2 protein-coding genes are annotated in these 7816 nt (G+C 70.7%); both read left to right on the top strand.

Annotated features, from left to right (window positions below; translation table 11 throughout):
* Nucleotides 1-1552 (top strand): ShlB/FhaC/HecB family hemolysin secretion/activation protein (locus tag NOV72_RS26575; protein WP_106857518.1); only part of this gene is annotated, 1552 nt, incomplete at its 5' end.
* A 34-nt stretch (nucleotides 1553-1586) separates the two neighbouring features.
* Nucleotides 1587-7808: a two-partner secretion domain-containing protein gene (locus NOV72_RS26570; protein ID WP_106857517.1), complete on the top strand. Its 6222-nt coding sequence runs from the start codon at nucleotides 1587-1589 to the stop codon at nucleotides 7806-7808.
* Nucleotides 7809-7816: the final 8 nt, after the last annotated feature.

Genomic DNA, 7816 nt, shown 5'->3' with positions numbered 1-7816 from the left:
GCCGCCGCCCGGCGGCACGGGCGCGCTGCCGACGCCGCCGGCCGCGCCGGCGGAAGCGCCCGAAGGCAAGAAGTTCGTGTTGCGAAGCATCCGCTTCGCGGGCAACGAAACGCTGCCGGACGACGTGCTGCTGCCGCTCGTCGCCGACAAAATCGGTCAGGAAGTGTCGATCAACGATCTGAACGCGATGGGCGCGCGCATCGCGCAGGTGTATCGCGATCGCGGGTATCCGCTCGCGCAGGTCGTGATTCCGCCGCAGGACGTCACGAACGGTGATGTCACGTTCACCGTGCTCGAAGGCAAGATCGGCCAGGTGCGTCTGACGATGGCGCCCGGCGCGCCCATCAAGGAATCGATGGTGCGTGCGCGGCTCGCCGCGATCGAGCCCGGCAAGCCGCTGCGGCAAAGCGAACTCGAACGCACGATGCTGCTGCTCTCGGACTTGCCGGGCATCCGCGTCACGTCGGCGCTGGAGACGGGCGGCACGCCCGGCACCGTCGATCTGAGCGTGACCGTGGAACCCGTGCGCCGCTGGAACTTCGCCGTTTCCGCCGACGACTACGGCTCCGCGCCCGCCGGACGCTGGCGGCTCGGCGCGGTGGGGCGCATCGCGTCGCCGCTCGGCATCGGCGACAACCTCGACCTGAACCTGCTCGCCGCCGAGCGCGCCGACACCGTGTACGGACGCGTCGGCTACGACGTGCCCGTCGACGCGAGCGGGACGCGCGTCGGCATCGCGTATTCGCATCTGTACTACTACCTCGGCGACCAGTTCGCGTCGCTGAACGCGCACGGCGACGCGGATGTCGTCACCGCGTCGGTTTCGCAGCCGCTGATCCGCTCGCGCAGCCAGAACCTGTTGCTGCGCGGCGCGCTGGAGTATCGCTCGCTGACGGACAAGATCGACGCCGTGAGTTTCGACAATCCGCAAAAGCTGTACGTGGCGAGCGTCGGGCTGTCGTACGAGAGCCGCGACAGTTTTCTCGGCGGCGGTTTCAACAGCGCGGACCTGCAACTGGCGTTCGCGCATCTGAATATCGACTCGGCGTTCGCGGAGGCGATCGATCAGGGGCCGCTCGGACGCCACACGCAGGGCAACAGCGTGCGCCTGACGATGCAGGCGAACCGGCTCAACGCGATCACGCGCAACACGAGCTTTTTCGTGGGCGTGTCGGGGCAATGGGCGAACCAGAACCTCGACAGTTCCTCGCGCATCACGCTCGGCGGGCCGCGTGCGGTGCGCGCCTATTCGCCGTCCGAAGCGGTCGTCGACGAAGGGCTGATCGCCACGGCCGCGTTCCGTTACGCGGTGATTCCGTCGCTCACGCTGTCCGCGTTTTTCGATATCGGCGTCGGACGCTACAACGCGCGCTCGATTCCCGGACAAGGCGCGAACACCGTCACGCGCAGCGGCGCGGGCATCGGGGCGTTCTGGAGCGGGCCGTACGGCATCACCGTCGATGCGAGCGTGGCATGGCGCACGACCCGCGCCGACTCGACCGGCGACGACAAAGTGCCGCGCGTCTACGTGCAGGTATCCAAATCGTTCTAGCGCGCAAGCGGTTCTGCAATCAAAGGAGTTCGCCATGAGCGACAGCACTTGCCTTCGCACCCGCAAGCATCGCCGGGCGTGGGATCGCGCGATCCGGCGTTTCGCGAGACGCGCCGCGCGTCACGCGGGCGCGGATCTCAAGGCGGCGGCGCTCCTGCCGCTGCTCGTGCTGGTCGCGTCGCCGGGCGCGCTGGCGCTGCCGGTCGGCGAGCAGGTTCAAAGCGGCAGCGTCACGGTCAACCGGCCGGGCGCGACCTCGATGACGATCGACCAGCGCTCGCAGAAAGGCATCGTCAATTGGACCGGGTTTTCGATTCAGGGCAACGAGCGCGTCGACATATCGCAGCCTTCGGCGCAGGCGGTGCTGCTCAACCGCGTCGTCGGCAGCGACGCGAGCCGCATCGCCGGACAGCTCAACGCCAACGGACAGGTGTTTCTCGTGAATCCGGCGGGCGTGGTGTTCGCGCGCGGCGCGTCGGTGAACGTGGGATCGCTCGTCGCCTCGACGCTCGGCATCACGAACGACGCATTCCTCGCCGGGAAATATCGCTTCGATCAGGGCGCGGCGCCGGGCGCGAAAGTGTCGATCGAAAACGGCGCGAACATCGCGGCATCGTCGGGCGGCGCGGTCGCGTTGCTCGGCGCGCAAGTCGACAACAGCGGCTACGTGAGCGCGACGCTCGGCAAGATCGCGGTGGGCGCGGGCAGCGACATCACGCTCGACTTCGCGGGCGACGGCCTCACGATGCTGAAGGTGAACAAGAGCGTCGCGAACGCGCTCGTCAGCAACGCGGGCACGTTCGAAGCGGACGGCGGCCAGATCGTGATGTCGGTGCGCGCCGCCGATCAGGCGACGGCGAGCGTGCTCAATCAGACGGGCACGGTGCGCGCGAGGAGCGTGGAGACGCGCGGCGGGCGCATCGTGCTCGACGGCGGGACGGCGGGCGAGACGGATATCGGCGGCAATCTCGACGTCAGCGCGCCCGCTGGCGGCAAGGGCGGGCAGATCGACGCGACGGGCTATCACGTCGCGGTGAACGACGGCGCGCAGATCGACGCGAGCGGCGCGCAAGGCGGCGGGCGCGTGCGCATCGGCGGCGGCGCGGCGGGCAAGGAGCCGGATATCGCCAATTCGGATGCGCTGTGGATGAGCCCGAGCGCGCAGGTGAACGCCGACGCGCTCGCATCCGGCGACGGCGGCCACATCGTGTTCTTCGGCACGCAGGCCGCGCGCGTCTACGGCAAGGTGACGGCGCGAGGCGGCCCGAACGGCGGCAATGGCGGGCTGATCGAGACATCGGCGCTTCATCTCGACGTGCCGGGCGACAACATCGACGCGAGCGCGCCGCACGGCGCGGGCGGAACATGGCTGCTGGACCCGTTCAACGTGGTCATCAGCAACGACAGAACGGACGGAAATCCCACCCGCGATTTCACCGCGACGACCGACGATACGCGCATCTGGTCGCAGACGATCAACGACCAGTTGAACGATGGCGTCAACGTCACCGTCAGCACGGGCACCGCGGGGACGCAGGCGGGCAATATCACGCTGCAAGGGCCGATCGCGAAGACATCCGGCAACGCCGCGACGCTCACGCTGAGCGCGGCGGGATCGATCATCGCGCAGCGCGCGCCGGGCGCCACCGCCGATGCGGAAATCGTCGCGTTCTCGAACACGAGCGCGGCCGCGACGGGGCCGCTCAATATCGTGCTCAACGCCAACACGGCCGGACTGACGGACGGCACCGCGATCATTTCCCTCGTCGGCACGTCGGCTTTGCCGATGAACATTTTCAGCAACGGCGGATTCATTACGATCGGCGTGCCGCAGCAGGCGAACGGCATCGCGCCGGCCGTCCAGCTCGCCAGCGCAATCATCGATTCGCGCGCGATGAGCTTCACGCCGCCGCCGCCGACGCCGCCCGTCGTCGCGGTTCGGGCAGCGCTGGTGGATGCGAGCCCGCGCACGGTGGCTTTGCCGCTAAGTGGCGCGTTGCAGACCGTCGTGCCGGATGCCGCCGCCCCGAGCGGCGCGATCACCCTCAACGGCAACGGACCGGCGACGAACCCGGCGGCGGGCCGCGCCGGCGTCGGCGTCGCGATCGCCGGGAACTCCGAGATCGCGGCGACCACGGGCGCGGTCACGCTCACGGGCACCGGCGCGACGGGCGGCGTGTCGCTCGACGCGGTGACCGTCTCGACGGCGGGCAACATCTCGATCGACGGGACGGCATCGGCGGGGCGGGGCGTCGATATCGGCGCGGTCAACGGCGCCGCGCTCGAATCGACGAACGGCGCGGTCACGCTCACCGGCCGCGGCACGAGCGGCGGCGTGTTCCTGAACGCGACCGACGTCACGGCGCTCAGCGGCGCGTCGGTCAGCGGCACGGCGTCGGCGGGCGTGGGCGTCGGCATGACCGGAGGCGGGCAATCGAGCATCGTGAACGTGTCGTCCGGGCCGCTCGCGATCAGCGGCACTGGCACGGCGGGCGGTGTGTCGATGGACACGATGAGCCTGTCCTCGCTCGGCGACCTGACGATCACCGGAACGTCGGCGGCGGGCGTCGGCGTGGCACTGTCGAACACGGATGCCGAATCGAACACCGGCTCGGTGACGGTGCGCGGCAGCGGCGGCGCGGGCGGCATACAGACGCGCTTCGGCAGCTTTTCGTCGGACGAGGGCGGCGTGACCCTCGACGGCACGTCGCTCGCCTCGGGCGGGAGCGCGCGCGCCGACGCCGTCGCGATGAGCCAGACGCCGATCGACGCGTCCGGCGCCATCACGATACGCGGCGTCGCCGCGCTGCAAGGGCCGCTCGGCGCGGGCGTGACGATTCTGTCGGCGGCGGAAGGCACGCTGACACTGAGTTCCGGCACGCCGGGCATCCGGATCGAAGGCAGCGGCAACGGCTACTCGGGCGTGGCGATCGGCAACGACGTCCCCGCCGGAACCGCGCGCACGGTGTTCTTCAACGCGGACGTCGGCCCCGCGTTCACGCCGCCGCTGACCATTCTCGGCACGACCAACGGCGCGCCCGTGCCCGGTGGAACGAGCGCGGCGGGCGTCAGCATCGCCAATGCGCTCGTCAACGGCTCGGACGTGACGCTCGCCGGCTCGGTGTCCGGCACGTCGGCGGCGCACGGGCTCGATATCGAGAATTCGAGCGTGACCGCGACGCGCACGCTCGGCTTGCGCGCATCGAACCTCAGTCCGACGACGTCGTCGATTCAGGTCGGCGGCAATTCGGCCCTGGGCGTTCCCGCCGGCACGCTCGTGCTCGCGCCGGGCGTGGTGACGCCGGGTGCGTCGTTCACCGTCGCCGCCGACGATGCCGCGCCGATCAACATCGGCGTTCCCGGCGTGCCGGGTCCGGGATATACGCTCGATGCCGCCTTCGGCGCGCGCTTCGCCGCGGGCGTCGCCAATACGTACATCGGCTCGGCGAGTCACACGGGGCGCATCGCGCTCGGCACGGTATGCGCCGGTGCGGGATGCGGGAGCGTGCTGCCCGGCATCAGCGGCGAACTGTCGATAGCGAACGCAGGCGCGGGCAGCCAGGGCATCGCGTTGTCGGGCGCGTCGGGCATGAACCGGCTGACGCTCGATTCCGCCGGCCCGTCCAGTGAAGGCGCGGCCGGCATCCAGACGAACCAGTTGCTGCTCGCCGGACCGGGCCGCTTCGCGTTGACGAGCGCGGCGAACGTAATCGGGCAGGTCTCGTTCGCCGGCACGGGCGACACGTCGTTGACAGGTCTCGGGCAGCTCGTCGTCGCGCCGCTCGCCGGCAATGTATTCGACGCACGCGGCAACGCGCTCGCGCCGGTTTCGACGCTCGGCGCGGCCTCGACGCTGACGGGCGATCTCACGCTGACGGCAAGCGCGAGCGCAAACGCGGGCGCCGGCACGATCACGACCGCCATGCCGATGCAAAGCGCCGCCACGCGCGGGACCACGCTCACGATGCGCGCCGCCGATACGGTGTCGATCGGCTACGGCATCGCATCGGGATTGGCGCCGTTGAATATCGTCGCGGACGCGGTGAAGCAGGTGATCGTGAGCGGCGCGGGCGGGGCGCGCATCGCGATCCGGACCAACGGCGGCAGCGTGACGCTCGGCACGCAGGGCGGCGGCGCGACGGGTTTCGACGGCGCGTCGGTGACGCTGCGCCTCGCCGACATCGACACGCGTATCGGCGCGCCGGCCGGTGCGCCCGCCGCCACGGGCGGCGCCGTGACGATCCACGGCGTCGCGCAGCCGCCGCTTCCCGGCAACGGAGACGGAGCCGGGCCGGTCGCAATCGCACCGTTCGGCGTCGAACTGGACGGCGCGTCGATTGTGAGCGGCAGCGGGCGCATCGAACTGATCGGGCAAAGCCTGAGCCCGAACGTCAATCCCGGCGATGGCGTCGTGCTGCGCAACGCGTCGCGGCTTGCGAGCGGCGCGGGCGGCATCGACGTGTACGGCGCGGGCAGCGGGCCGGGCGCGGCGGGCGTCGCGCTGCTCGATGGATCGGCGCTCGCGAGCGCGGGCGGCGCCATCGACATTCGCGGGGCGAACGTGGGCGCGGGTGCGGAGCCGTCCTCGCCTGCTTTCGGCGTGGCGCTGCTGAACGGCTCGATCGACGCAAGCGCGCCGGGCGGCACGGTATCGATCGCGGGTTCGACCACCACGGCCGACGCGGGCATCGCGTATGGCGCGGTGCCGCTGCCGGTCAACGCGGGGCGCGTCACCGGGCCGTTCTCGATCACGACCGGGCCGCAAGGCACGATCACGCTGCGCGCGTCGAACGACGGCACGGCCACGAGTCTCGCCGGACGCAGCGGGCCGGGATCGATTTCGACGCCCGGCGGCTTGCTGTTCGTGTCGCCGGCGACCGTCGATCCGGCGACGTTCGGCGTCGCGCAAGCCAACGCCGTGCCGATCACGCTGTTCGGCGCAGCCGCGACGCCCGGCCTGTCCATCGACGCCGTCACGTATCGCACTTTCTCGACCGGCATTCAGACGCTCGCGCTCGGTTCGTCGACGCAATCCGGGCGCATCGTCGTCGAAGGACCGTGCGCGGGCGGGGCCAGTTGCGCCGCGCGGCCCGCCGTCGCGACGAGCCTCACGCTCCAGAACACCGGCGCGGGCAGCGCGGGCATCGATCTGCCGTCGGGCATCGCGATGCCCGGCAAGACGCTCGCGCTCGATTCGTCCGGCGCGGTCACCGATCCCGGCGGCATTCAGGCGCAGACGCTGCTGCTCGCGGGCGGCGGCGACTTCGTTCTCGCCGATGCGGGCAACAACGTCCAAACGCTCGCGCTTTCCGGCGCGCACGACGTGACGTTCTCGACGCCGGGCAGTTTCGCGATCGGCACGGCGAGCGCGGCCGGCATCGACGGCACGACGGGCGCGCTCACGACGATCGGCGGCACGCAGCCGGCCGTGACCGGCGATCTGACCGCGATCTCCGGCAACGGCGCGATCGCGCTCGGCACGCCCGGCGCGCCGTCTCAACTGAGCGCGGGCGGCAGCATCGACCTCGTGATGGAGCACGGCGTCTTCGACAACGCGCCGGGCGGCACGCTCAGCGCGGGCGCGTGGCGCGTGTGGGCATCGACGCGCAACGGCGAGAACCGCAACGGCATCGATCCGGGCGGCGCGCTGCCGAACTTCTACGGCTGCGTCTACGGCGGCATCTGTAGCTGGAACGGCCAGCCTTCGCAACGCGTCGTGCCCGCGAACGGCAACCACTTCGTCTACGCCGACCGGCCGACGGCCACCGTCACCATCGGCAACCAGACGCGCGGCGAAGGCGCGCCGAACGGCCCGTACGGCTTCGATATCGGCGGGCTGCTCGGCGGCGACCGGCCGGACTCGGCGATTCTCGTCACGCGTGCGCCCGGATCGTCGGCGACGAGGACATCGCTTGCCGGCGCGTATTCGATCGACGGCGCGTTTTCGTCGCCGGTCGGCTACGACATCGTCGTGGTGCCGGGCACGCTCACCGTCACGCCGATGCAGCTTCAGGGCGCGGTCTTCAATCGCACCGGCTTGCAGCCGCTCTTCACGGCGCAGGAGCAGACCTTCGTGTACGAGAGCAATCTGGGCGCCATCAACATTTGCGTCGGCACGAACGAGCCGATCCTCGCGCTGCAACAGGCCGAAGGCGAGGCGGACACGCTCGCGGCGGACTGGAAGCGCGTGCGTTCGCGGCCGAATCTGAACAACTGCCTCGTCGTGAACGGCCAGCACGGCTGCGGCGAATTCTGAGCGCGGCG

The sequence above is a fragment of the Caballeronia novacaledonica genome (assembly GCF_900258035.1).
Taxonomy (GTDB): domain Bacteria; phylum Pseudomonadota; class Gammaproteobacteria; order Burkholderiales; family Burkholderiaceae; genus Caballeronia; species Caballeronia novacaledonica.
Note: the sequence above shows the minus strand (reverse complement) of the source record. Positions and strands in the feature narration are given on the sequence as shown.

Coding starts and splice junctions, on each gene's coding strand:
- NOV72_RS26570 (WP_106857517.1), top strand. CDS start 1,587: ATGAGCGACAGCACTTGCCTTCGCACCCGCAAGCATCGCCGGGCGTGG.